18 protein-coding genes are annotated in these 25137 nt (G+C 72.1%); 13 read left to right on the top strand and 5 right to left on the bottom strand.

The genetic code is table 11. The annotated features are described in order from the left end of the window. The first annotated feature begins 97 nt into the window (after positions 1-97). Positions 98-364, top strand: a complete 267-nt coding sequence (locus tag AB0J16_RS39085; RefSeq protein ID WP_358549513.1) for a protealysin inhibitor emfourin — start codon at positions 98-100, stop codon at positions 362-364. A gap of 493 nt (positions 365-857) precedes the next feature. Here the strand turns inward: AB0J16_RS39085 and AB0J16_RS39080 are convergent, their stop codons facing one another. The 3 genes from AB0J16_RS39080 to AB0J16_RS39070 form a co-directional block, all read right to left on the bottom strand. After that, positions 858-1202, bottom strand: a complete 345-nt coding sequence (locus tag AB0J16_RS39080; RefSeq protein ID WP_358549510.1) for a hypothetical protein — start codon at positions 1200-1202, stop codon at positions 858-860. Further along, on the bottom strand, positions 1199-2629 hold the full coding sequence (purB, locus tag AB0J16_RS39075; RefSeq protein ID WP_358549507.1) for an adenylosuccinate lyase: 1431 nt from the start codon (positions 2627-2629) through the stop codon (positions 1199-1201). The genes AB0J16_RS39080 and purB overlap by 4 nt, the downstream gene beginning before the upstream one ends. 71 nt (positions 2630-2700) lie before the next feature. Then, the gene (locus AB0J16_RS39070; RefSeq protein ID WP_358549504.1) at positions 2701-5937 is read right to left on the bottom strand and encodes an efflux RND transporter permease subunit; all 3237 of its coding nucleotides are present in this window, start codon (positions 5935-5937) and stop codon (positions 2701-2703) included. Between the two features lie 97 nt (positions 5938-6034). On the opposite strand from AB0J16_RS39070, the gene AB0J16_RS39065 reads away from it, so the two are divergent. Further along, complete coding sequence (locus AB0J16_RS39065) at positions 6035-6484, top strand: MarR family transcriptional regulator (protein WP_358549501.1); 450 nt, start codon at positions 6035-6037, stop codon at positions 6482-6484. Between the two features lie 79 nt (positions 6485-6563). Here AB0J16_RS39065 and AB0J16_RS39060 read toward each other — a convergent pair whose 3' ends face one another. Further along, complete coding sequence (locus tag AB0J16_RS39060; protein ID WP_358549498.1) at positions 6564-8855, bottom strand: ATP-binding domain-containing protein; 2292 nt, start codon at positions 8853-8855, stop codon at positions 6564-6566. A 266-nt stretch (positions 8856-9121) separates the two neighbouring features. After that, complete coding sequence (locus tag AB0J16_RS39055; protein ID WP_358549495.1) at positions 9122-10018, bottom strand: LysR substrate-binding domain-containing protein; 897 nt, start codon at positions 10016-10018, stop codon at positions 9122-9124. Positions 10019-10157: 139 nt separating this feature from the next. Here AB0J16_RS39055 and AB0J16_RS39050 point away from each other — a divergent pair, with 139 nt between their 5' ends. The 11 genes from AB0J16_RS39050 to AB0J16_RS39000 all read left to right on the top strand — a co-directional run bounded on the left by AB0J16_RS39050 (position 10158) and on the right by AB0J16_RS39000 (position 25112). Continuing rightward, complete coding sequence (locus AB0J16_RS39050) at positions 10158-11525, top strand: VOC family protein (protein ID WP_358549492.1); 1368 nt, start codon at positions 10158-10160, stop codon at positions 11523-11525. Between the two features lie 39 nt (positions 11526-11564). Further along, positions 11565-13118, top strand: coding sequence for an aldehyde dehydrogenase family protein (locus tag AB0J16_RS39045; protein WP_358549489.1), 1554 nt, complete (start codon positions 11565-11567; stop codon positions 13116-13118). Positions 13119-13275: 157 nt separating this feature from the next. After that, positions 13276-14385, top strand: coding sequence for a hypothetical protein (locus AB0J16_RS39040; RefSeq protein ID WP_358549487.1), 1110 nt, complete (start codon positions 13276-13278; stop codon positions 14383-14385). Positions 14386-14393: 8 nt separating this feature from the next. Further along, a complete protein-coding gene (locus AB0J16_RS39035) occupies positions 14394-15161 on the top strand; it encodes a TetR/AcrR family transcriptional regulator (RefSeq protein ID WP_358549484.1) in 768 nt (255 codons plus the stop codon). A gap of 99 nt (positions 15162-15260) precedes the next feature. Next, on the top strand, positions 15261-18290 hold the full coding sequence (locus tag AB0J16_RS39030) for an aminotransferase class III-fold pyridoxal phosphate-dependent enzyme (RefSeq protein ID WP_358549481.1): 3030 nt from the start codon (positions 15261-15263) through the stop codon (positions 18288-18290). Between the two features lie 82 nt (positions 18291-18372). Next, positions 18373-20016: an ABC transporter substrate-binding protein gene (locus AB0J16_RS39025; protein ID WP_358549478.1), complete on the top strand. Its 1644-nt coding sequence runs from the start codon at positions 18373-18375 to the stop codon at positions 20014-20016. A 4-nt stretch (positions 20017-20020) separates the two neighbouring features. Then, entirely contained in the window at positions 20021-20965 is a 945-nt protein-coding gene (locus AB0J16_RS39020; protein WP_358549475.1) for an ABC transporter permease, read from the top strand. Continuing rightward, entirely contained in the window at positions 20962-21852 is an 891-nt protein-coding gene (locus AB0J16_RS39015) for an ABC transporter permease (protein WP_358549472.1), read from the top strand. Before AB0J16_RS39020 ends, AB0J16_RS39015 begins: the two co-directional genes overlap by 4 nt. Further along, a complete protein-coding gene (locus tag AB0J16_RS39010; RefSeq protein ID WP_358549469.1) occupies positions 21849-22859 on the top strand; it encodes an ABC transporter ATP-binding protein in 1011 nt (336 codons plus the stop codon). Before AB0J16_RS39015 ends, AB0J16_RS39010 begins: the two co-directional genes overlap by 4 nt. Continuing rightward, positions 22852-23661 (top strand): ATP-binding cassette domain-containing protein, encoded by an 810-nt coding sequence (locus tag AB0J16_RS39005; protein WP_358549466.1) that lies wholly within the window; start codon positions 22852-22854, stop codon positions 23659-23661. The genes AB0J16_RS39010 and AB0J16_RS39005 overlap by 8 nt, the downstream gene beginning before the upstream one ends. Beyond that, complete coding sequence (locus tag AB0J16_RS39000) at positions 23658-25112, top strand: amidase (protein WP_358549463.1); 1455 nt, start codon at positions 23658-23660, stop codon at positions 25110-25112. The genes AB0J16_RS39005 and AB0J16_RS39000 overlap by 4 nt, the downstream gene beginning before the upstream one ends. Positions 25113-25137 lie beyond the last annotated feature (25 nt).

Genomic DNA, 25137 nt, shown 5'->3' with positions numbered 1-25137 from the left:
GCGACAAGGCTTGCCGCGGGGGTTGCGCGGCAAGCCCCGTCCCGGATCCGTGCGCAGCCCCGTACCGTGGGGTGAACAGCCAGCCGGAAGGACGCCCATGCGTGTCACGCTCGAAACCAGCGGCGGCTTCACCGGCCTGCGCCGCACCGCCACCCTCGACACCGACCTGGAGAAGTCCGTCGACGACCTGCTGCGGAGCCTCGGCTCCGGCGCGGCCGCCGAGCCGTCCGGCTCCTCCCAGCCCCGCTACCGGCTGACGGTCCACCGGCCCACCGGTGACCAGGTGACCGAGCTGACCGAGTCCGAGGTGCCCGCCGCCCTGCGCCCCCTGCTCACCGAACTGCTCCGCCACGCCCGCCCATAAAGGCGCACAAACCCGCTATCCCCGTAACGGCAGCGGCCCCTCTCGGTAGGCCCGCTCTACACCACCTGCGAGGCCATGAGCGCGCGGCGCCGATAGCCGATCCGCTCGTACACCCCGATCGCCGCCCGGTTGTCATCATCCACCATCAGCGCCGCCCGGCCCCGCGCCGCAGCCATCTCGCCCGAAACCCATTGGATTTCTCTGGCTCGCTTGGTTGCGACGGATGGTAATCGTGAGGTAATTTCCTGTCACATCCGGGTGCCTGACTGGCGCTCGGTCCCCACCCCCGTTGGTGTCCGCACCAACGGGACAGCGTCCGGCGGGGCGGCGGCCCAAGAGGCGCACTTCCTCCAGGAGCGCGCAGTCAGGCCCCGACAACGCGGTTCTCAACCACGGTCCACCCGGCTCGCCGGACGGACGCGGCATCGGCTTCCACCAGATCACTTCCCGGCCCCGGTCGGGCGCGACGAGACTACGCCGATGTCCGCTTTACCTAGGTAAACACAGGGAACCGAAGACGCTCATCCACCAGAACGTGCCCGCCACCTCCAGCACGGCCAGCCTCGCCGTCACCTCTGCCATCAGGGCGGCCTCCCACCGGCCGATAGGAGGGCCCCATCTCGCCCAGCGCGTGCCGTACCAGCCGCGTCGCGCATGCCGCGCCGCCCCACACCGCCAGCCGGTCCCGGCGCGACAGGCCCGGCGAGGCCGCCACCACCCCGTCACCCGCCGCCCACACCCGCACGCCATCCGACAACCCCTGCGCCGCCCACATCAGCAGGTCGTCGTCCCCGCACGCCGAGCGCACCTCATCCAGCCGCGACAGCTCAACGATCACAGAATCGAGCCCGGCTGGTAGGCCGCCGCCTCCGGATGGGCCGCCACGATCTCGCCCACCGACCGCGACACCGCCGCCACCTGCTCGGCCGCCGCCCCGGTGAACGACACCCGGTCGGCCAGCAGCGCCGCCAAAGCCTCACGCTCCAGCGGGAAACGCTCATCGGCCGCCAGCCGGTCCAGCAGCTCGTTGACCGCGCCACGCGAGCGCATCGCCAGCGCCGAAGCCACCGCGTGCTCCTTGATCAGCTCGTGTGCCCGCTCCCGGCCCACCCCGGCGCGGACCGCCGCCATGAGCATCTTCGTCGTGGCCAGGAACGGCAGGTAGCGGTCCAGCTCCGCCGAGATCACCGCAGGGAAGGCGCCGAACTCGTCCAGGACCGTCAGCATCGTCTCCACCAGCCCGTCGAAGGCGAAGAAGGCGTCCGGCAGCGCCACCCGGCGTACCACCGAGCACGACACATCGCCCTCGTTCCACTGATCGCCGGCCAGCTCGGCCACCATCGAGGCGTAACCGCGCAGCACCACCGTCAGGCCGTTCACCCGTTCGCAGGAGCGGGTGTTCATCTTGTGCGGCATCGCCGACGAGCCGACCTGCCCCTCCTTGAACCCCTCCGTCACCAGCTCGTGCCCGGCCATCAGCCGGATCGTCTTGGCCAGCGACGACGGCGAGGCCGCCAGCTGTACCAGGGCCGAGACGACCTCGAAGTCCAGCGAGCGCGGGTACACCTGGCCCACGCTGGTGAAACGCCGCTCGAACCCCAGGTGCGCGGCCACCCGCCCCTCCAGCTCCGCCAGCTTCGCGCGGTCGCCGTCCAGCAGGTCCAGCATGTCCTGGGCGGTGCCCACCGGCCCCTTGATGCCCCGCAGCGGGTAGCGGGCGATCAGCTCCTGCAGCCGGCCGAAGGCCACCAGCAGCTCATCGGCCGCCGAGGCGAACCGCTTGCCCAGCGTGGTGGCCTGCGCCGCCACGTTGTGCGAACGGCCCGCCACCACCGTCGCCTCATGCTCCTCGGCCAGCCGCGCCAGCCGGGCCAGCAACGCCACCACCCGGTCACGTACCAGCAGGAGGCTGTCGCGTATCTGCAGCTGCTCGACGTTCTCGGTCAGGTCGCGCGAGGTCATGCCCTTGTGCACCTGCTCGTGCCCGGCCAGCGCGTTGAACTCCTCGATGCGCGCCTTCACGTCGTGGCGCGTCACCCGCTCCCGCGCGGCGATGGAGGCCAGATCGACCTGCTCGACCACTTTCTCGTAGTCGGCGACCGCACTGTCCGGGACGGTGACCCCGAGCTCCGCCTGCGCCCGCAGCACCGCCAGCCACAGCCGCCGCTCGGCGACGACCTTGTACTCGGGGGACCACAACCGGGCCAGCTCCGGGGAGGCATAACGAGCGGCCAGGACATCGGGGATACGCGGCTTGGAAGTCACGTCGGACAAGTCTATTCACACAGCTCCGCCCGCACGGCACCAGGCCGTACGGGCGGAGCACCCCTCTTGCTTTACGGGGTCGCAGCCAAAACCTTCGCCTCTTCCTTCTTCGGCTCGGCCGGCTTGCGGCGCAGCCGCTCCTTGGCCCGCTCCACCATCGTGTAGAGGGTCGGAACCAGCACGAGCGTCAGCAGGGTCGAGGTGATCAGGCCGCCAATGACCACGACCGCCAGCGGCTGGGAGATGAACCCGCCCTGCCCCGTCACACCCAGCGCCATCGGCGTCAGCGCGCAGATCGTGGCCACCGCCGTCATCAGGATCGGCCGCAGCCTGCGCCGGCCGCCCTCGATCACCGCCTCCACGATCCCCAGCCCCTGAGCGCGGTACTGGTTGATCAGGTCGATCAGCACGATCGCGTTGGTCACCACGATCCCGATCAGCATCAGCATGCCGATCAGCGCCGGCACGCCCATGGCCGTGTCGGTGGCCACCAGCAGCCCGACCGCGCCCGTCGCGGCGAACGGAATCGACACCAGCAAGATCAGCGGCTGCACGAAGCTGCGGAACGTCGCCACCATGATCATGAACACGATCGCGATGGCCGCCAGCATCGCCAGCCCCAGATCCGCGAACGCGTCCTGCTGGTCCGCCGACGCGCCGCCGATCTCGTAGGAGGCGCCCGAGGCGAGCGTCACGCCGTTCAGCTTGGTCGTCAGCGCCTGCGTCACGCTGCCCAGGTCCGAACCCGTCGCCTTGGCCGACACCGTCGCCGAGCGCTCACCGTCGATCCGGGTCACCTGCGTCGGCCCGGCCACCCGCTCGACATCCGCCACCGACGACAGCTTCACCAGGCCCGTCGCCGTGGCCAGCTTCAGCTTCTCGATCTCCTTGACGTCCTCGGGCGCCTCACCCACGCGCAGCACCAGGTCACTGGCCCGCCCGTCCAGCGTCAGCTGGCCCAGCGGCGCGCCGCGGAAGGCCTGCGCCACCGACTGGCCGATCTGCGCCTCCGACAGCCCCTTGGCGGCCGCCTTCTCCTTGTCGACCCGTACCTCGACGCGCGGGGCGCTGGCCTCCAGGTTCGACGACACATCACGCAGGCCCGAGACCTGGCCCATCGCCGTCTTGACGGCGTCGGCCGCGGTCCGCAGCGTCTCGGCGTCGGCCGCCTGCACGATCACGTCGATGGAGTCGGAGGAGAAGCCGCCGCCGCCCGATCCGCCGACCGTCACCTCACCGATGCCCGACAGACCGCTCAGCTTGTCGCGCAGCGCCTGCTCCACCGCCGGGGTGTCGGCGCCGTCCTTCAGCGTCAGCGAGTAGGACGCGCGATCCGCGCCGCCACCGGCGCCGCCGCGCATCGCGTTGCCGCCGCCGACGTTCACCTGGTAGGTCTCCACGCCGTCCAGGCCGGCCAGGAGGCCCTCCACCTTCTTGGCGGCCGCGTCCGTGGTGGCCAGGTCCGTGCCCACGGGCATCTTCTGCGACACCGAGATCGTGTTCTGGCCGGCCGAGTCCAGGAAGTTGGTCTGCAGCCTGCCCGCCAGTCCCAGCGTGCCGACCATCACCGCCAGGCCGATCAGGATCGTCACCAGCTTGAAGCGCGTCGCGAAGCGCAGCACCGGCAGATAGGCGCGCTGCAGCGGGCTGCGCAGCTCCTTGGCCTCGGCCGCCTCCCGCTGCGCCCGCGCCTCCTCCGGCGTCAGCACCGGCGCCTTGAGGAACCAGTACGCCATCACCGGCACCACCGTCAGCGACACCACCAGCGAGGCCAGCAACGCCACCGCCACCGTGACCGCGAACGGGCCGAACAGCTCACCCACCATGCCGCCGACCACCGCGATCGGCGCGAACACCGCCACCGTCGTCAGCGTCGAGGCCGTCACCGCACCCGACACCTCGCGTACCGCCGACAAGATCGCCGACAGTTTCGCCTCGCCGTAGCCGAGGTGGCGCTTGATGTTCTCCAGCACCACGATCGAGTCGTCGACCACCCGGCCGACCGCGATCGTCAGCGCGCCGAGGGTCAGCATGTTCAGCGAATAGTCGCCCGCCCACAACGCGATCAGCGCGATCACCACCGACAGCGGGATCGAGACCGCCGTCACCAGCGTCGAGCGCACCGACAGCAGGAACACCAAGATGACCAGCACCGCGAACGCCAGGCCCAGCAGGCCCTCGGTGGTCAGGCTCTCGATCGACTCCTGAACGTAAGGGGCCTGGTCGAAGACCACCTCCACGGCGGTCTCCGACGAGTCGCCCAGCGAGCGGCCCAGGTCGGGCAGCTTCTCGCGGATGGCGTTGGAGATCGACACCGCGTTGCCGTCGGGCATCATCGTCACCGACACGCCCAGACTGGTCCGGCCGTCGGTACGGGTGATCGTCGTCGCCTCGGCCAGGCCGCGGGTGATGTCGGCCACCGAACCCAGCTTCACCGGCTTGAGCGGCTTGGGTTGGGCGAGCGCGGTCGTCTGCGCCGGTCGGCCGCCCGGCTGCTGCTGCCCGCCCGGCCGGCCCTGCTGCGCCTGCGCCTGCGGCTGGGCCTGGGCCGGGGTGGCCTGCGGCTGGGCCGGAGTCAGGTACAGGTCCTTCAGCTTGTCGATCGAATCGACGCGCTCGCCCACCTGCACCGTGAGTGAGGAGGTGCCGGAGTTGAGCGTGCCCGCCGGGATCGGCGTCCCGTTGGCCTTGAGCACGTCCGGGATCTGCGCCGCCGACACCCCGGCCAGCGCCATCTTCTTCAGGTCCGGCTTGATCGTGACGACCTCGTCACGGGTGCCGGTGACCGTCGCCTCCCGTACCCCCTGCACGGCCTGCAGCTCCGGCACCATGATCTGGCGCAGCTTGTCGGCCATCGCCCGCTCATCGCCGCCGTCGCCCACCGCCAGCACCAGCACCGGAATGTCATCGGTGTTACCCGCGACCACCTGGGGTTCCACACCGGCGGGCAACTGCGGCTGCACCCGGCTGACCGCCTGCTGCATCTTGCTGATCGACGCCTCGATGTCGGTGCCGAAGGCGAAGGCCACCTGGACCTGGGTCATGCCCTCCTTGGAGGTGGAGGTCATCTGCTCCATGCCGTCAATCCCCTGGAAGGAGTCCTCCAGCGGCTTGGTCACCTGGTCTTCCACGATCTCGGGCGAAGCCCCGGGATAGGAGGCGATCACGAACGCGCCGGGGAACGACAGCGACGGCAGCAACTGCTGCTTGAGCTGCGGGATCGTGAACGCGCCGAACGCGGTGATCACGATCGACAGTAAGATCACGAGGCTGCGGTTGGCAAGACTCAACCGGGCGAATGCGGTCATGAGCGTCCCTTCAGATTTCGCCCCAGACTAACACTTCGCCTTGTACGAATATTTAAGCTGCCTTGGCTTTCCTGATAACCTTCTCAGGAAGCGAGAGGTGAGTGTGGACAACGAACGCGAAGACCTGATCCGCCGGATCACCGAGACCCAGCGCGGCCTCGGGCGAGCCCTCAGCCAGACCCAGTCCGCCTTATTCACCTCCAACCTCACCATGCGGCAACTCAAGGTCGTCATGCTGCTGTCCCACACCGGCTCGGCCTCCGGGCAGGAGCTCGCCCACGACCTCGGCGTCGGCCTGGGCACCGTGACCGGCATCGTCGACCGGCTGGTCAGCCATGGGCTGGTCAGCCGGCGCGAGGACCCCCACGATCGGCGCGTGCGCCGGGTCGAGCTGACGGACGCGGGCGCCGAACTCCTGGCCGAGATCAACGACGTCGGCCTGGAGCACTACCGGCGCATCATGGACCACCTCGACACCGAGACCCTGCGCTGCCTGCTGCAGGTGACCACCCGCGTCCGCGAGGTCGCCGACCAGCTCTACCCGTAACCCTCCGTAAGCCCCTTGGGCCTAAATGAGGGTATTTATTCGATTGTGTGTTTGGGTTTTTGCCCCCGCCCGAACGCCTTTACAAAGTAGATTTTTTGGACATGTGGGACAAGACCGGCGGCAGGTCGTTCTCGTGGGTGATCGTCAGGCGGCGGGTGGCCCTGGTCACCGCCACGTAGAGGTCCTGGCCGCCCATCGGCGACTGCGCCATGATGACCGCCGGCTCCACCACGATGACGGCGTCGAACTCCAGCCCCTTGCACTGGGTCACCGTCAGCACCACCACCGGCGCCTCCAGGTCGCCGCCGCCCGGCAGCAGCGCCGCCACCTCCGCATGAGCGGCGTCCGGGGTGAGGACGGCCAGGCGGCCCTCACCGATCAGCGCCAGCTCCTCGGCCACCAGCGCGGGCAGCCCGGCCAGGCCCGTACGGACCGCGCGGGGCTCGGCCTCGCCGTCCCTGACCGACTCCGGCACACTCTGGGACGGATCGACCACACGCAGGACGTCGGCCGCGACCCGCATGATCTCCGCCGGCGTCCGGTAGTTGACCAGCAGCCGCTCCTCCCGCCAGCGGCCACGCAGATAAGGATCCAGCACCTCGCCCCACGAGCGCGCGCCCGCCGCCGAACCCGTCTGGGCGATGTCGCCCACCACCGTCAGCGAGCGGGCCGGAACCCGGCGCATGACCATCCGCCACGCCATCGCCGACAACTCCTGCGCCTCGTCCACGATCACATGACCGTAGGCCCACTGGCGGTCGGCCGCGGCCCGCTCGGCGGTGCTCAGGTCCAGGCCGGTGTCGGCGTGGCGATCGGCCAGGACGTCGGCCCGGTCGAAGATGCCCTCCTCCAGCAGACCGGTGGTCACCAGCACTTCCTGGGCGTAGCGCTCCTGCTCCTCCCACTCGCCCTCGGCCTGCCGCGAGGCCGACCGGTCGGCCGAGTCGTCCTCGCCCAGCAGCTCGGCCGCCTCATCCAGCAGCGGAACGTCGCCGACCGTCCATGGCGAGTCCGCCGGCCGGACCAGCGCCCGCCACTCCAGCCCCGGAGGCGAGACCTGCCACAGCGTCTCCGGGGAGGCCAGCAGCTCCCCGATCAGGCGCTGCGGCGTCAGCTCCGGCCACAACCCCTCCACCGCCTGGTATATCGCAGGCTCCTGCCACAGCCGCGCGGAAGCCAGCGCGAGATCGACCTCGTCCAGATCGCGCTCCAGATCCAGCGGCTCGGCCAGCTCCGGATCCTCGAACTCCATCTCCGCCAGCCGCAGCGCCTCCTCCACCGCCCGCGCCTCGGCCCGCGCCAGCTCCTTCAGCACTTCGGTGACGAACAGCTTGCGCGCCATGTTGTGCGGCAACCGCACCGCCCGCGCCCGCTCGCGCAACGCCACGCACACCGCGCGCGGCACCCGCAGCACCCGGCCGTCCAGCAGCACCTCCAGATCGCCCTCGGGCAGCCGCTGCCGCTCACGCACCGCCGCCGCCACCACCTCGGCCATCCGCGTGTCGCCCTTGACCACCGCCGCCTGCGGCTCGTCGACGTCGACCGCGCGCACCCCGGGGAACAACTCCCCCACCGTCGACATCACCACCTGCGTCTCGCCCAGGGCCGGCAGCACCTGGCCGATGTAGCGCAGGAACATCGGGTTGGGCCCCACCACCAGCACCCCCCGCCGCTCCAGCGTGTCGCGGTGGGTGTAGAGGAGGTAGGCGGCGCGATGCAGCGCCGCGACCGTCTTGCCGGTGCCGGGACCGCCCTGCACCACCAGCGCCCCCTGCAGGGAGGCGCGGATCACCCGGTCCTGCTCGGTCTGGATGGTGGCCACCACGTCACCCATGCGTCCCGTGCGGCCCCGGCGCAGCGCCGCCAGCAGGGCCGCCTCGCCGACCAGGGTGCGGCGCTCGCCCTCGCTCATCCGCTCCAGGTCGAACACCTCGTCATCCAGGCCCACCACCGTGCGCTCGCGGGTGTGCAGGTGACGGCGGCGCAGCAGGGCGCCGGGATCGCTGGCCGTGGCCACGTAGAACGGACGGGCCGCCGGGGCGCGCCAGTCGATCAGCACCGACTCGTGCTCCTCATCGCGCAGCCCGATCCGGCCGATGTAGGTGGTCTCGCCGCCGCTGTCGTCGATCCGGCCGAAGCACAGCCCGCGCTCGACCCCGTCCAGCTGCGCCAGCCGCCGCGCCTGCTCCGAGGCGCTCACCTCGCGCTCGAGCCTGGCCTGGCGGGTACCCAGCGCGCCGCCCCGGCCGTACACCTCACGCAGCACCGTCCGCGCCCGCTCACGCGCCGCGTCGAGTCTGCCGTAGAGCATGGACACGGTCCCCTGCTCGACGTCAAGGGCTTCCGCGAGAGCATCTTGACGATTAGCCATTCGCTGGTATACTCCTAACGGGAGGCTTGTATATAGCTTTGGCTCGAAGTGCCAAGTAAGTGAGCGTACCGCCCCTCCCGCCTTCCCGCAACCGCCCGCCCGCTCGCGCTGATGGACCTCAACGTCCCGGGCCTGACGCCGAGGCAGCGCGAGATCGCCATGCTGGCCGCCCTCCTGAGCGGGCCGCAGGGATAGTGCCCGCTCATCGCTGATGCCGCGTTCGCACAGGAGCTGACCGCGCTCATCCGCTGGTAGCCGCTCGTGCCTCAGTCTTGGTTCAAGTGCGGCCCGGCCGCCTGCCGCAGGGTCTGCAGGGCGTCGGCGAGCAGGGGGTTGCCGTTGGCCTCCCGGTGCAGGGCGACCACGGTGCGGTGGGCGGCGGGCAGGTCCAGTCGCGTCGCCACGACGCGATCGTCGCGAACATGGCCCAGAGCGGGCACCACCGCCACCCCCAGCCGGGCGGCCACCAGGTGGCGGACCACGTCGTAGTTGTTGCTGCGGAAGGTGACCGCGGGCACGAACCCGGCCGCCGCGCACAGCCGGGCCAGGGACAGGGCGCCGCCGGTGCCTTCGCGGCTGGTGATCCAGCGCTCCTGGGCCAGCTCGGACAGCTCGGCGCCCAGGGCATGACCGCGGGGCCGTAGCAGGAGCAGGTCCTCGCGCAGCAGGTGGTGGGCGGCCAGGCCGTCGGGCCACTGCCGCGGGGTGAGGCCGTACTCATAGACCAGCGCCAGGTCCAGGGCGCCGTCGATCACCCGCGGGATCAGCTCCTCGGGCTCGCCCTCCTCCAGGAGGATCTCCGCGCGGGGGTAGCGGCGGGTGAAGGCCGACAGGGTGGGCGGCACCAGTCGTACGCTGGCGGTGGGGAAGCTGCCCAGCCGCAGCCGGCCGGTGGTGCCGGCGGCCAGTTCGCGCACCTCGTAGCCGAAATCCTCCAGCGTGGCCAGCACCCGCTGGCTCAGCTCGACCAGCCGGTGCGCCGCCGCGGTGCTGCGCACGCCGCGCGCCTCGCGCTCGAACAGCTCCAGCCCGGTGTCCTTCTCCAGCGCCGCGATCTGCTGCGACACCGCCGAGGCCGTGTAGCCGAGCTCGCGCGCCGCCAGCGCGAACGATCCGGTCCGGCACACCTCTCGCAGGGTGAGCAGATGCAGGGGTTTGATCATGCCGACTCCGCGCCGCCAGTAGAGCACCCTAAGCAGTGCTTGGGCTTTGGCGGGAAATCTATCGGTCTGCTGGGGCTTGGATTCACCCGGGATCGCCTCCATCGTGGACAAAGCCATCCGTACCTGGAGGAGATAACGCATGGTCATGGTCTCTCAAGGGCGGCTGCGCGCGGCGTTCGCGCGGCGCCTGTCGGAGATGTACGGGCAGGAGGTGCCCGCCTACCGGACGCTGGTGGAGGTCTCCCAGAAGGTCAACGACGGCGTGCTGCGGCGGGCGGGAGCCGGCGCCGAGCGGCTGGGCTCCATCGAGCGCGTCACCGCCGAACGGCACGGCGCCATCCGCGTCGGCACCCCGGCCGAGCTGCGGCAGGTCGCGCGGATCTTCGGGGCGCTGGGGATGCGCCCGGTCGGGTTCTATGACCTGCGGGAGGCCGCCGCCAGCGCCGTGCCCGTGGTCTCGACCGCCTTTCGTCCCATCGCGGCCGACGAGCTGGCCGGCGATCCCTTCCGGGTCTTCACCTCGATGCTCACCCCGGCCGATCCCCGCTTCTTCGACCCGGATCTGCGTCAGCGGCTGGAGCGGTTCCTGGCCGCGCGGCGGCTGTTCCCGCCGGAGCTGCTGGAGCTGGCCGATCGGGCCGGACGCGAGCGCGAACTGCCGCGCGAGCAGGCCGAACGCTTCACGCACCTGGCCGTCCAGGCGTTCGCGCTGGGCCGGGAGCCGATCGACCAGGCCTGGTACGAGACCCTGGAACGGGTCTCGGCGGTCGCGGCCGACATCGGCGGCGTGACCAGCACCCACATCAACCACCTGACGCCGCGCGTACTCGACATCGACGAGCTGTACGCGCGGATGACCGAGCGCGGCATCACCATGATCGACCAGATCCAGGGACCGCCGCGCTGGTCCGGTCCGGACGTACTGCTGCGCCAGACCTCCTTTCGCGCCCTGGCCGAGCCGCGCGCGCTGCGCCGGCCTGACGGCGGCCTCACCACGGGATCGCTGCGGGTGCGCTTCGGCGAGGTGGAGGCGCGCGGAATCGCGCTGACCCGCACCGGCCGCGAACGCTACGACGACCTGCAAGCCAGAGCCGACGCCCACACCGCCGACCGCGCAGCCCTCTGGGAGCGGGAGTTTCCCGCGACGGAGCGGGATCTGGCGATCGAGCGGCTGGCGTATTTCACCTATCGGACGGTGCCGGATCGCCCGCGTGACGGGCGGCGGCCCGGCAGCGGGCTCGCCGACCTGATCGACCACGGCTGGGTACGCGCCGAGCCCATCGTCTACGAGGACTTCCTGCCCCGCTCGGCGGCCGGGATCTTCCAGTCCAACCTCACCGGGCAGGGCCTGAGGGACGACAGCCGCGCCGCCGCCGACTACGACAGCGACTGGCTGGCCGGCGCCATCGGGGCCGAGGTGCTGGACCCGTTCACCCTGTACGAGAGCCGGCAGCGGCGTTCGCTGGAGGACGCCGCCCGCGCTCTCGGCCTGCCCGAGATCACCTGACCCCCGAGCCCGACCTCGTACTGCGACGGAGAGCCGTTCATGACCACGACCACCCTGCCCGCCACCGGCGTCCTGCGCCGGCGCGCCCTCGACATCCTGGCCCGCCTGGAGGTCACCCCGAAGGAGGGCGACGTCCTGCACGCCCGTACGCCGATCACCGGCGAGACCCTGCTCGGCCTCACCGCCGCGACGCCCGCCGACGCCGACGAGGCGATCGGGGCCGCGCACGAGGCGTTCCTGGCATGGCGTACGGTGCCCGCCCCCCGCCGCGGCCAGGTGGTACGCCGGCTCGCCGAGCTCCTGCGCGAGCACCGCGACGACCTGGCCGACCTCGTCACCATCGAAGCGGGCAAGATCCGCTCGGAGGCGCTCGGCGAGGTCCAGGAGATGATCGACATCTGCGAGTTCGCGGTCGGCTTGTCGCGCCAGCTGTACGGGCGCACCATCGCCTCCGAACGGCCCGGCCACCGGCTGTCGGAGACCTGGCACCCGCTGGGCGTCGTCGGCGTGATCTCCGCGTTCAACTTCCCGGCCGCCGTGTGGGCGTGGAACACCGCCATAGCGCTGGTCTGCGGCGACACCGTCGTGTGGAAGCCGTCGGAGCTGACGCCGCTCACCTCTCTGGCCTGCGACCGGCTGCTGGCCGTGGCGGCGGCCGAGAGCGGCATGCCCCGTGACGTGCACCGGCTGCTGCTCGGCGAGCGCGCCATCGGGGAGCGGCTGGCCGACGACCGGCGGGTGGCGCTGGTCAGCGCCACCGGCTCGGTCCGCATGGGACGCCAGGTCGGGCCGCGGGTCGCCGCCCGCTTCGGGCGTTCGCTGCTGGAGCTGGGCGGCAACAACGCCGCCGTGGTCACCCCGTCGGCCGACCTCGACCTGGCCGCCTCCGCCATCGTGTTCGCCGCGGCCGGCACCGCCGGGCAGCGCTGCACCACCCTGCGCCGGCTCATCGCGCACACCGACATCGCCGGCGAGCTGATCGACCGGCTCACCGCCGCCTACGCGAAGCTGCCCATCGGCGACCCGTTCGATGACACCACCCTGGTCGGGCCGCTCATCTCCGCTCAGGCGCACGAGGCGATGCGGCGGGCGCTGAGCGCCGCGCGGTCCGAGGGCGGCCAGATCCTGACCGGCGGCGGGCGCCGGCTCGCCGAGGCCGCCCCCGCCGCCTACTACGCCGAGCCCGCCATCGTCCGCATCGACATCGACGCACAGCCGGGCAGCGGCGCGCAGTCGGGCATCGTCCGGGAGGAGACCTTCGCGCCCATCCTGTACGTGCAGACCTACCGGACACTGAGCCAGGCCATCGCCCTGAACAACGACGTGCCTCAGGGGCTGTCCTCCAGCATCTTCACCCGGGACCTGCGGGAGGCCGAGCGGTTCCTGGCCGCCGACGGCTCCGACTGCGGCATCGTCAACGTCAACATCGGCACCTCAGGCGCGGAGATCGGCGGAGCCTTCGGCGGCGAGAAGGAGACCGGCGGCGGGCGCGAGTCCGGCTCGGACTCCTGGCGCGCCTACATGCGCCGCGCGACCGGCACCGTCAACTACTCCGACCAGCTGACCCTCGCCCAGAACGTGAGCTTCCTCTAACGCCCGCACCACGACCCAGACCAGCGGCCCAGCGGCCCTGCGACTCACCGGCCCAGCCCAGCGGCCCAGGGCAGCGATCCGACCGAAGTGCGACCCAGACCAGTGTGGCGGCCTGCCGCGTTGATTGTTTGTACAAACGATCGATAGAATAACGTGCATGGCGGAGCTTCCGGCACTACCGGCTCGTCGTGTGCGTACCGTGCTCGGGGACGTCGACCCCTCGGCGCTCGGGCACACCCAGCCACACGAACACGTCCTGAGCGACATGTCGGCCATCATCCAGCCCTGGGGTCTGCAGCCTGTGGCCGGAGACGGCGGCGGGAGCGGCATCGGCAAGGAGCTCCCGGCGTCGGTGCGCGCCCGGGTCACCGAGCCCGTCCGGCTGGACAACTACGACTGGATCCGGCGTACGGTCCTCAACGTGGACAACCTGCGGCTGCACTCCGAGCAGGACGCCACCGAGGAGCTGACCCTCTACCGCGCGGCCGGCGGCGGCGCGGTGGTGGACTCCTCCTCGGTGGGGCTCGGCCGCGACCCGCTCGGGCTGGCCCGGGTCTCTCGTGCCAGCGGGGTGCACATCGTGATGGGCAGCGGCTACTACTGCCGCGACTACCATCCGGCGGGGCTGGCCGACGCCTCGGTGGCGGCGATCAGCGCGGAGATCGTCGCGGACGTGCGCGACGGCGTGGGCGACACCGGAGTCCGCGCCGGGCTCATCGGTGAGATCGGCCTGAGCTGGCCGGTGCATCCTGCCGAGGACAAGGTGCTGCGCGCCGCCTGCCAAGCGCAGGTGTCGACCGGGGCGCCGCTGCAGATCCATCCCGGACGCCATCCCGAGGCGCCGCTGCGGGCCATGCGCGCGGTCGTCGAGGCGGGCGGCGATCCGGCCCGCGTGATCATGTCCCATCTCGACCGTACGCTGTGGCGCCCCGATGACCTGCTGGAGCTCGCGGGCACGGGCTGCTATCTGGAGCTCGACCTGTTCGGCCAGGAGTCCAGCTACTACGCCTTCAATCCCGACGCGCGCCGGCCCAACGACCGTACCCGGATCGAATGGCTGCGGCGGCTGATCGAGGCCGGCTACGGCCAGCGCCTGCTGATCGCGCAGGACATCTGCCAGAAGGTCTATCTGCGCCGCTACGGCGGCCCCGGCTACACCCACATCCTCGACAGCGCCATCCCGCTGATGCGCCGCATGGGGATGCGCGAGAGCGAGATCATGATGGTGACCGTCGCCAACCCCGCGACCGTCCTGGCTATGGGATAGTCGGCGCCATGGCCACCACCAACCAGACGGGCAACCAGACGGCCGGCAGCCGCCAGACGAAGGGCGGCCGGATGAAGGCGACGTCCGCGCGGCGGGCTCAGTCGGCCCGCACGGAGCTGCGGCTGCTGCGCACCGCCTGCTGGCTGTTCTCCGAGCGAGGCTTCCACGGCACGGGCATCCGCGACATCTCCGTGGCCGCGGAGGTGGCCGTGTCGGCGATGTACTACTACGCCTCCTCCAAGGACGAGCTGCTGGAGGCGGTCACGCGTCGGGTCATGGAGGTGCTGGCGGCCGGCAGCGAGGAGACGGTCCGCGACATCGACGACCCCGCCGAGCGGCTGGTCGCGCTCATCGCCGTGCACGTCGCCTTCCACGCGCGTAATCCGCGCGCCGCCAAGGTGGCCGACCATGAGTTCCAGGCGCTGACCGGGCAGGCCCGGCGCGACATCCTGCGGCTGCGTGACGCCTACGAGAAGGTGTGGGCCGACACCCTGGAGGCCGGCGTCCGGGCCGGCGTGTTCAAGGATCGCGGCAATGTCGCGCGGCTGGCGTTGCTGCAGATGGCGACCGGGATCGCGCACTGGTACCGCCCCGGCGGGGAGCTGGACATCGCGCAGCTGTGTGAGCGGTTCGCCGACATGGGGCTCGCGCTGATGGGCGCCAACCGCGACGGGCGGCCGCTTGAGGTGCGCGATCTGACCATCCCCGATTCCGAGCTGCTGCTCGAACGGGTCGAGCTGGCGATCGAGCCGCGCCGCAAGCCGAGCGGAGCGTGACCTGCGGGCCCGCGAGCGCGCGGGCCCGCCAGTGTCTTGACATCGCCACTAATTTGAGCGATCGTTCGACAACATACCGGCCTTGAGGGGGAGAGCGACGTGACGCGTACGCACCATGAGGACGGGCGGCGGGCCACGTCGTCCCCGCGTTCGGACGGCGCACCGGACCCGAGGTCGGGCGAGAAGCTGGACCCGCGTTCGAGCGGCGCGCCGGACCCGAGGTCGGGTGAGGAGCCGGACCCGAGCTCGGCGAGCGAACCGGACCCGCGTTCGGACGGCGAGCTGGAGCAGGCCGCCGCTCTCGCCCGCGATCTCTACGGCCTGGAGGGCAGGCTGACGCCGCTGCCAGGAGAGAAGGACCGCAACTTCCAGGTCAGCACCGCCGGCGGCGAGCGCTACGTCCTCAAGCTGCACGCGCCGGACACCGACCCCGCCGAGCTCGCCCTGCAGGACGCCGTGCTGCTGCACCTGGCCGGACAGGCCGGCGCGCCACCGGCCCCGCGCGTGGTGGCGAGCCTGGACGGACGCCGCTCGGCCGCCGCCTCGTGGGCCGACGGCCCGCGTACGGCCAGGGTGCTCACCTGGCTGGCCGGCCGCCCCTGGACGCAGGTCGAGCCGACGGCGCGGCGCCTGCGCGACCTGGGCCGTCATGTGGCCGCCGTCGACCAGGCGCTGGCCGGCTTCACCCACCCCGGGATGCGGCGCGAGCTGGTGTGGAACCTGACCGCCGCCCCCGCGGTCGCCGGCCACGCGCCGCTGCTGGACGGCGAGCTGCGGCCGCTGGTGAGCGAGGTGTTCGACCGCTACGGCGCGCATGTCGCGCCGCGCGTCGCGGCACTGCCCCACCAGGTGATCCACAACGACGCCAACGAGCTCAACATCCTGGTGGACGACGCCGGCGAGGTGGCCGCGCTGATCGACTTCGGTGACGTGGCGTGGAACCCGCGCATCTGCGGGCTGGCGGTGGCAGGGGCGTACGCGATGCAGGGGCACGCCGATCCGCTGCGGGCGGTGCTGCCTTTGGTGAGCGGGTACGACGAGGTGTCGCCGCTGCGGCCGGCCGAGCTGGAGGTGCTGTTCGACCTGATGCGCACCCGGCTGGCGATGAGCGTGTGCCTGTCGGCCCACCAGCACGCCGGCGACCCGGCCAACGCGTACTTGCTGGTCAGCCGGCACGGCGTGACACAGGTGCTGCGGCGGCTGGCCGGGACCAGCCCGGATCTGGCCCATTTCCGGCTGCGCGAGGCGGTCGGGTTCGCGCCCAACCCGCTGGCCCGCGCCGTACGCCAGCACTTCGAGTCCGGCGCCGCCCGCCCGGTGCCCCTGCTGGACGAGGACACCGCGCCAGAGGACACCGCGCCAGAGGACGTCATCCCAGAAGACGCCGCCGCATCGGCTCGCTACGGCGAGCGGTCCACGACGCCGCCCGGAAAGCGTCCGGAGATCAATCTGGGCGGCGACCTGCCCGCCGGCGAGGGCGTCACGGTGCGGTGCCCCCTCCCCTCGCTCGTGCACAGCGTGCGGCCCGGCACCGGGGTCGTCGTGCTCGAACACCGCACCGGCGGCGGCGTACCGTTCTGGACCCTCTACCGGCACCTGGACCCGGACTCGATCACGCACCTGACTCCCGGCGGCGAAACGAGACCGGGCGCGCGCCTGGGGAGCACCGGCCAGGCGGCGCCGCTACGCGTGCAGCTGCTGACCCACCTGCTCGGCATGGGAGCCGGCATCCCGGACACCGCGCCCGCCGACGAGGCGGACCTGTGGACCGCCGTCAGCATCGACCCCGGCCTGCTCCACGGCCGGGCGGGCGGCGCGGCGCGGCCACGGCGGCAGACGGCCGCCATCGCGGCGCGCCGGCGGACGAACCTCAGCCGGGCGATGAGCCTGTCCTATCGCGAGCCGCTGCACATCGTGCGGGGTGAGGGCGCCTATCTCTTCGACGCCTCCGGCCGGCCGTGGCTGGACCTGGTCAACAACGTCTGCCATGTGGGGCACTGCCATCCCCGGGTGGTGGCCGCGGGCCGTCGGCAGGCGGCCCGGCTCAACACCAACACCCGGTATCTGCATGAATCCGTCGTGGAGTACGCCCGCCGCCTGGTGGAGCTGCTGCCGGACCCGTTGCGGGTCTGCTTCTTCGTCAACTCCGGCTCCGAGGCCAACGACCTGGCGCTGCGGCTGGCCACGGCGCATACGGGCGCCGAGGACGTCCTGGTCCTCGACCACGCCTACCACGGCCATCTCAGCTCGCAGATCGCCCTGAGCCCGTACAAGTTCAACCGACCTGGCGGGCGCGGCCGGCCGGACACCACCCACGTCTGCGAACTGCCCGATCCCTACCGGGGCCGGCTGCGCGCCGGACGCGACGGCGATCTCGGCCCGCGCTACGCAGCTTCGGTCGCCGAGCGGCTGGCCGGGCTGGCGGCGGCCGGGCGCCGGCCCGCCGCGTTCTTCGCCGAGTCGCTGCAGAGTTGCGGCGGTCAGATCGTCTACCCCGACGGCTACCTGCGCGGCGCGTTCGAGCATGTGCGGCGGGCCGGCGGGGTGTGCGTGGCCGACGAGGTGCAGGTGGGGCTGGGACGGGTGGGCCGGACCTTCTGGGGGTTCGAGTTACAGGGCGTCGTGCCCGACATCGTCACGCTCGGCAAACCCCTGGGCAACGGTCATCCGCTCGCCGCCGTGGTGACGACGCCGGAGATCGCGCGCTCGTTCGAGACCGGGATGGAGTACTTCAACACCTTCGGCGGCAACCCGGTCTCGGCCGAGATCGGGCTGGCCGTGCTCGACGTCGTAGGTGAGGAGGGGCTGCAGGCCCGCGCGCGCCGGCGCGGCGAGCAGCTGCTCGGCGGGTTGCGCCGGCTGCAGGAGCGGCATCGGCTGATCGGGGACGTGCGGGGCGAGGGGCTGTTCCTCGGCGTGGAGCTGAGCCTGGACGATCGGCGGCCGGCCGGCGCGCAGGCGAGCGCGGTCAAGGAGGCGGTGAAGGCGCGCGGGGTGCTGGTCTCGACGGACGGACCGGACGACAACGTGCTCAAGATCAAGCCGCCCCTGGTGCTGAGCGGGGCGGACTGCGAGATGTTCCTCGACGTCCTCGGCGAGGCGCTGGGCGAGGTCGAAGCATCCCTTTAGAGAAGTCATGCCTTGACGTAGGCATTTATTTGAGCGATCGTTCGACTACTTAGCTTGACGATGGGTGGTTCAGATGCAACGCGTGCGGACAAAGACCGTCGCGGCCACCGCGGTGGCGCTGGCGATACTGGCGGCCGGCTGCTACCGCGACAACGGCGCCGCCTCGACGCCGGCCCCGGGCGGCACACCGCGAAAGGACCTCGTCACGATCACCCCGGCCGGGGTCGGGCAGGTCGACAGCGTCACCTGGGCGCTGTATCGCGGCACCACCTCGATCGACCCGATCACCGCGGGCGACTATCCCGAGATCACCGTGACGAGCCTCATGTGCGAGTCGCTGTTCCGCCAGAGCCCGGACGGCTCGGTGGAGCCGGGCCTGGCCACGCGGCTGGACTTCCCCGACCCGAAGACCGCCGTCCTGACGCTGCGCGAAGGCGTGCGGTTCTGGGACGGCTCCCCCATGACCGCGGACGACGTCGCCTTCAGCATCGAGCGCAACCGCGACCCCAAGGGCGGCGGCTACTGGGTGCCCGTCCTGGACCGGGTGGCCTCGGTCGAGGCCAGCGGCCCGCTGGAGGTCACCCTGAAGCTGAGGCAGCCGGACTACTGGCTGCGCGACGTCCTGTCGTACATGCCGGGCATGGTGGTCTCCAAGCGCTACGTCCAGGCCAAGGGCAAGGACTACGGCACGGTGAAGGGCGGCGCCATGTGCACCGGCTCCTTCAAGCTCGGCCAGTGGCGCACCGGCGACGTCCTGTCGGTGGTGCGCAACGACGGCTACTGGAACCGCGCCGAGTCGCCGCTGGTGCGGCGGATCGACTTCAAGGGCATCCCCGACGAGACCACGCTGACGGCGGCGCTGCTCACCGGGGAAGTGGACGGCGCCTACCTCGAACTGCCGCTGTCGACGATGGAGCAGATCCGCGCCAGCGGCACCGTCAAGGTCTACCACGGCCCGTCCTACCTCATCGACGCGCTCATCGTCGCCGACATGGGCCGGGGCCCGCTCGCCGACCCGCGCGTGCGCCGCGCACTGTCGCTGGCCATCGACCGCGAGTCCTACATCCGCACCCTGTACAAGGGCAGCGCCCAGCCGGCTCGCGCCCTCGCCACCCCGGGCACCTGGGGAGCCCAGCGCGAGGTCTTCCAGGCCGCCTGGGACGCGCTGCCCGCTCCCGGCGTGGACCTCGACGGCGCCCGCAGGCTCATCCAGGAGGCCGGCGCGAGCGGTAAGACCGTGCGGTTCGGCATGAGCAACGAGCTCAACAAGCTGGCCACCGAGGCCAACCTGGTCAAGTCGGCGGCCGAGAAGATCGGCCTCAAGGCCGAGTTGAAGGCGGTGTCCACCGACGCCTACAGCGGGTTCTTCCTCGATCCGAAGGCCCGCGCCGACATCGACGGCTTCTTCACCACCAACTATCCCAACTGGGCCGATCCCGGAGCCCTCTACGCGACACTGACCCTGCCGGGCGGCCCGCAGGACTACGGCCGCTACCGCAACCCCGAGGCGGCGAGCCTGCTGCGACGGGCCCGTGGCAGCGCCGACGCGCGGCAGCGGGCCGAGGCCACCGCAGGCGCGCAGGCGATCGTGACCAAGGACCTGCCCTGGATCCCGATCGCCGCCCCGGACACCGTCCTGGTCCTGAACGCCAAACTCACCGGCGCCACAGTCTCCTCCCAGCACCTGTTCGCCCCGTGGGCGAGCAAGCTCGGGGCGGTGGGCTAGGCACATGGCCGCCTACCTCATGCGACGGGCGCTCATGCTGGCCGCGACCCTGCTGGTGTCGAGCTTCGTGGTCTTCGCCGGGCTGTCGCTGGCGCCGGGCAACCCGCTGGCCACCCTCTCGGGCGGCCGGTCGCTGCCGCCGGAGAGCGTAGCCGTCCTCGTGCAGCGCTACCACCTGAACGAGCCGTTCCTCGTGCAGTACGTCACCTGGCTGGGCAACGCCGTGCGCGGCGACCTCGGCGTGTCGATCATCCTGCGCCAGGACGTGTCGGACCTCATCTCCTCCCGCTCCGGCACGACCATCGCCCTGATCCTTTACGCGGCCCTGATCGTGCTGGTCGGCGGGGTGGCGCTCGGGCTGCTGGCGGCCCTTCGGCCGGGAGTCGTGGACGCGATCGTGGTGATGTCGAGCGCGCTGGTGGTGGCCGTCCCGCCCTTCGTGGCGGCGATCGTCCTCATCGGCGTCTTCGCGGTACGGCTGCGGTGGCTGCCGGCCCTCGGCAACGGCGCGGGGCTGTGGGAGGGGATCCGGCATCTCACCCTTCCGGCCCTGGCCCTGGCGGCATCCGCCACCGCGGCCGTCGCGCGGGTCACCCGCACCACCGTGCGCCAGGAGATGGGCCGCGAACACGTCCAGACGGCGATCAGCCGGGGACTGCCCTACCCGGCGCTCGTGCGCCGCCACGCCCTGCGCAACGCCGCCGTCCCGATCAGCACGCTGGCCGGCATGACGGTCGCCTCGATGATCGCGCTGGCGGCCGTGGTGGAACGCGCCTTCAGCCTCAACGGGCTGGGCGCCTACCTCGTCAGCGCCGCCCTGTCCAAGGACTTCGCCGTCGTACAGGGCATCTCGCTCGTACTGGTCACCGCCTTCGTCCTGGTCAACACCCTGGTCGACGTCGGGGCGGCGCTCCTGGACCCCCGGATCAAGCTGGGCGGGCGAGCATGACGGCGCTGGCGCTGCTGGGCAGGGGCCGCCGCGGCGGCCTGGGGGTGCTCGGCACGACGGCCGCGGTCGTGATCGTCGCGGCGGTCGTGCTGGCCGTGCTCGGACCGGCGCTGACCTCGGCCGACCCGGACGCCAGCGACTTGGCCAACGCCTACGCGCCACCCGGGCCCGGGCACCCGCTCGGCTTCGACGGGCAGGGCCGCGATCTGCTGGCGCGCCTGCTGACCGGCGCGCGGACCTCGCTGCTGGGCCCGCTGTGGGTCGTCGCGCTGAGCATGACGGCGGGCACGCTCATCGCCATCGCGGCCGCCTGGTTCGGCGGCTGGCTGGACTCCGTGGTGTCGGCGGCCCTGGATGTGGTGTTCGCCTTCCCGGGGGTTCTGCTCGCGATGCTGGTGGCGGCCGTCTTCGGTCCCGGCCTGAGCGCGGCGGTGCTCGCCCTTTCCGTGGCCTACGTCCCCTACATCGCGCGGCTGCTGCGCAGCGCCGCTCTGGCCGAGCGCCGCAAACCCTATGTCCAGGCGCTGGAGGTGCAGGGGGCCGGGTCGGTGGCGATCTGCCTGCGCCACCTCGTGCCCAACCTCATGCCGCTCATCGCCGCCCAGGCCACGCTGTTCTTCGGGTACGCCATGGTTGATCTGGCCATCGTGTCCTACTTCGGCCTCGGGGTGCGGCCGCCCGCCGCGGACTGGGGCGTCATGGTCGCCGGCGGGCAGCCGGGCGTCCTTCAGGGCTATCTCGCCGAGTCGTCGCTGGCGGGCGGCTGCATCGTCGTCCTGGTCGTGGCGTTCAACGTGCTCGGCGAACGGCTGTCCGACGACTCCGGGCAGGGCGCGGCCTTCGGGCCGTCGCGCTGGCGGCGGCCCGGCCGGGGAGGCACCGCATGAGCGACCCGATCAACCGCCGCATGAGCGACCTGCTCGACATCAAGGGCCTGACCGTGACGCTGCCGCTGCAAGGCCTCCCGAGGACGGTCCTCAGCCAGGTGTCGCTGAGCGTCGGCGCGGGCGAAGCGGTCGGCCTGGTCGGCGAATCGGGCTCGGGCAAGTCCATGACGGCCCGCTCGATCGTGCGCCTGCTGCCCGCGGGCGCGCACGCCGAGGGCAGCATCCGTTTCGGCGGGGCCGACGTCGCGGCACTGCGCGGGCCCGCGCTGCGCGAGCTGCGCCGCCGCGTGCCCATGGTCTTCCAGGATCCGCGCGCGCACATCAACCCGGTGCGCACGGTCGGCGACTTCCTCACCGAGGCCCTGCGCGCCCATGGGCGCACCCCCCGGCGGGCCGCCGAAGAGCGCGCCGTGGGCGTGCTGGAGGAGGTGGGCGTGGCCGGCGGCCGGCGACGGCTGCGGCAGTACCCGCACGAACTGTCGGGCGGGCTGCTGCAACGCGTCATGATCGCGGCGGCGCTGCTCACCGAGCCGCTCCTGCTGCTGGCCGACGAGCCCACCACCGCGCTCGACGTCACCACCCAGGCCGAGGTGATGGCCATCCTCGACGAGCTGCGCCGCGAGCGCGGGCTGGCCATGCTGTTCATCACCCACGACCTCGAACTCGCGGCGGCCGTCTGCGACCGGACCGCGGTGATGTACGCGGGCCGCGTCATGGAGGTGCGCGCCTCGGCGCTGCTGCACCAGCACCCGCTGCACCCCTACACCGCGGCGCTGAGCGCCGCCCGCCCCAGCCTGGAGCGGCGGGCCGAGCGCCTGGTGACCACCCCGGGCCGACCGCTGTCGGCCTTCGAGGCGCCGCACGGCTGCCCGTTCGCCACCCGGTGCGCGCACGTACGGCAGCGCTGCCACGACACCCGGCCGGACCTGCGGCCCCTGGAGGGCGGGCAGGTGGCCTGCCTGCGGGCCGAGGAGCTGCGCCAGGAGCGGGCGGTGCCGCATGAGTGAGGCGATCTTGCGGGTCGAAGGGCTACGCAAGGTGTTCGGGCAGGCCGTCGCCGTAGGGGAGGTGAGCTTCTCGCTGCCGCCCGCCGGCGCGCTGGCCGTCGTCGGCGAGTCGGGATCGGGCAAGACCACCGTGGCCCGCATGATCGTGGGCCTGGAACGGCCGACGGCCGGGCGCGTCACCGCCTGCGGCCGCGACCGCTCCCAGCCGGCCCGCTCGGCGCGCGAACGCCGCCGGCGCGGCGGCGAGGTCCAGATCGTCTTCCAAGACCCCTACGCCAGCCTCGACCCGCGCCAGAGCCCCGCCGCCGCGGTGGAGGAGGTCCTGCGGCTGCACACCGCTCTGGATCGCGGGCGGCGGCGCGCCAGGGTGGCGGAGCTGGCCGACCTCGTCGGACTCGACGAACGCCAGATGGCGGCGCGGCCGGCCAGGCTGTCGGGCGGGCAGCGCCAACGGGTGGCCATCGCCAGGGCGCTCGCCGCCGAACCGCGCGTCCTCATCCTGGATGAGTCCGTCGCCGCGCTGGATGTCTCCATCCAGGCCCAGGTTCTCAACGTGCTGTCGCAGGTACGCGAGCGCACCGGCGTGGCCTACCTGTTCATCAGCCACGACCTCGCCGTGGTCCGCCAGGTCAGCGACGAGGTCATCGTCATGCGGCACGGCTCGATCGTCGAACGCGGACCCACCGGCCAGGTGCTCGACGCGCCCGAGCATCCGTACACGCGGCTGCTGCGCGCGAGCGTCCCCGGCCCCGGCTGGCGCCCTGCCCGCCGCATCGTTCAAGAAGCGAAGGAGACACGATGACCGCAACCACCCCAGCGCTCGGGGAACCGGTCGGCACCGGGCCAGATGGCTGGCCGAGCGCCACCGAACTGGCCGAAGGCATCGCGGCGGGTCAGATCGGCGCGCGGCAGGTGCTGGAAGGCTACCTGGCGCGCATCGACGCGCTCGATCCCGCGCTGAACGCCTTCTGCCACCTCGACCACGAGCGGGCCCGCCAGGCCGCCGACGCGGCCGACGCGCGGGTGGCGGCGGGCGGGCCGCTGCCGCCGTTCCTGGGCGTCCCCATCGCGATCAAGGACCTGCATCCGGTACGCGGCTGGCCGCTGTGCAGCGCCTCCAACGGCGTCGAGCACCGCGTGATGGCCGCCGACGCGCCGGCGGTCAGGGCATTGCGGGAGGCGGGGTTCGTGTTCGTCGGCGCGACGACCTCGCCCGAGTTCGGCACCGTGTCGGTCACCGAGTCGACGCGTCACGGCGTCACCCGCAGCCCCTGGGATCTGACGCGCAGCCCGGGCGGTTCCAGCGGCGGCGCGGCCGCGGCCGTGGCGGCCGGGCTGCTGCCCGTGGCGCACGGATCCGACGGGGCGGGCTCCATCCGCGAGCCGGCCAGCTACTGCGGGCTCGTCGGGCTCAAGCCGAGCCGCGGCCGCGTCCCCTCCGACGCCCACTACATGGAGGGCTTCGCCACCGAGGGGGTGCTCACCCGCACCGTGCTGGACACCGCGGCGATCCTGGACCTCTTCGCGGCAGCCCCCCAATCCACCTGGTACAGCGCTCCCCCGGCTGAGGAGCCCTACCGGCGCCAGGCCGGGCGTGACCCGCGGCGGCTGCGCGTCGGGCTCAACCTGCAGCCCGCCTTCCCCGCCGAGGTCCATCCCTCGGCCGCCGCGCTGGCCCGCCGGGCCGCCGACCTGCTGGCCGACCTCGGCCACGAGGTGGTCGAGCAGAGCATTCCCGGGCTCGACCCCGACTGGTTCCAGCCCCGTTTCGAGATCCTGTACGCCACGGGCTCGGCCGACTGCGCGGTCGTGGACGAGTCCGCCGTCGAGCCGCTGAACCGCACCCTTCGCCGGGCCGCCCGCGAGACCGACTCGCTGACGTACGTGACGACCATGCTCGAACTGCAGCTGCGCTCGGCGCAGATGTACCGGGCGTGGCAGGCCGTCGACGTCGTCCTGACCCCGACCAACCCCGTCCTGGCGCCGAGCGAGGGCGCCCTGTGGCAGGGGCAGGACGCCGACCCGTGGCTGCCGCTGCGGCGCGCGGAGGAGACCGCCTCCCTGACGGCCCTGTCGAACATGCTGGGCCTGCCCGCCATCTCCATCCCGCTGGTGGAGCAGAGCGACGGCCTGCCGCTCGGCGTCCAGCTCATCGGCGGCCGATGGCGCGACGGCACCGTCCTGGCCCTGGCCGGCCAGCTCGAACGCGCCCACCCATGGCGACACCGCAGGCCCGCCGGCCTGTCCCGGTGAACGACCCCGCCGCACCCCTCAGGAG

The organism is Nonomuraea sp. NPDC049750 (genome assembly GCF_040659625.1).
Classification (GTDB): Bacteria; Actinomycetota; Actinomycetes; order Streptosporangiales; family Streptosporangiaceae; genus Nonomuraea.
The sequence above is the reverse complement of the archived record's forward strand: the minus strand, read 5'-3'. Positions and strand labels throughout refer to the sequence as shown.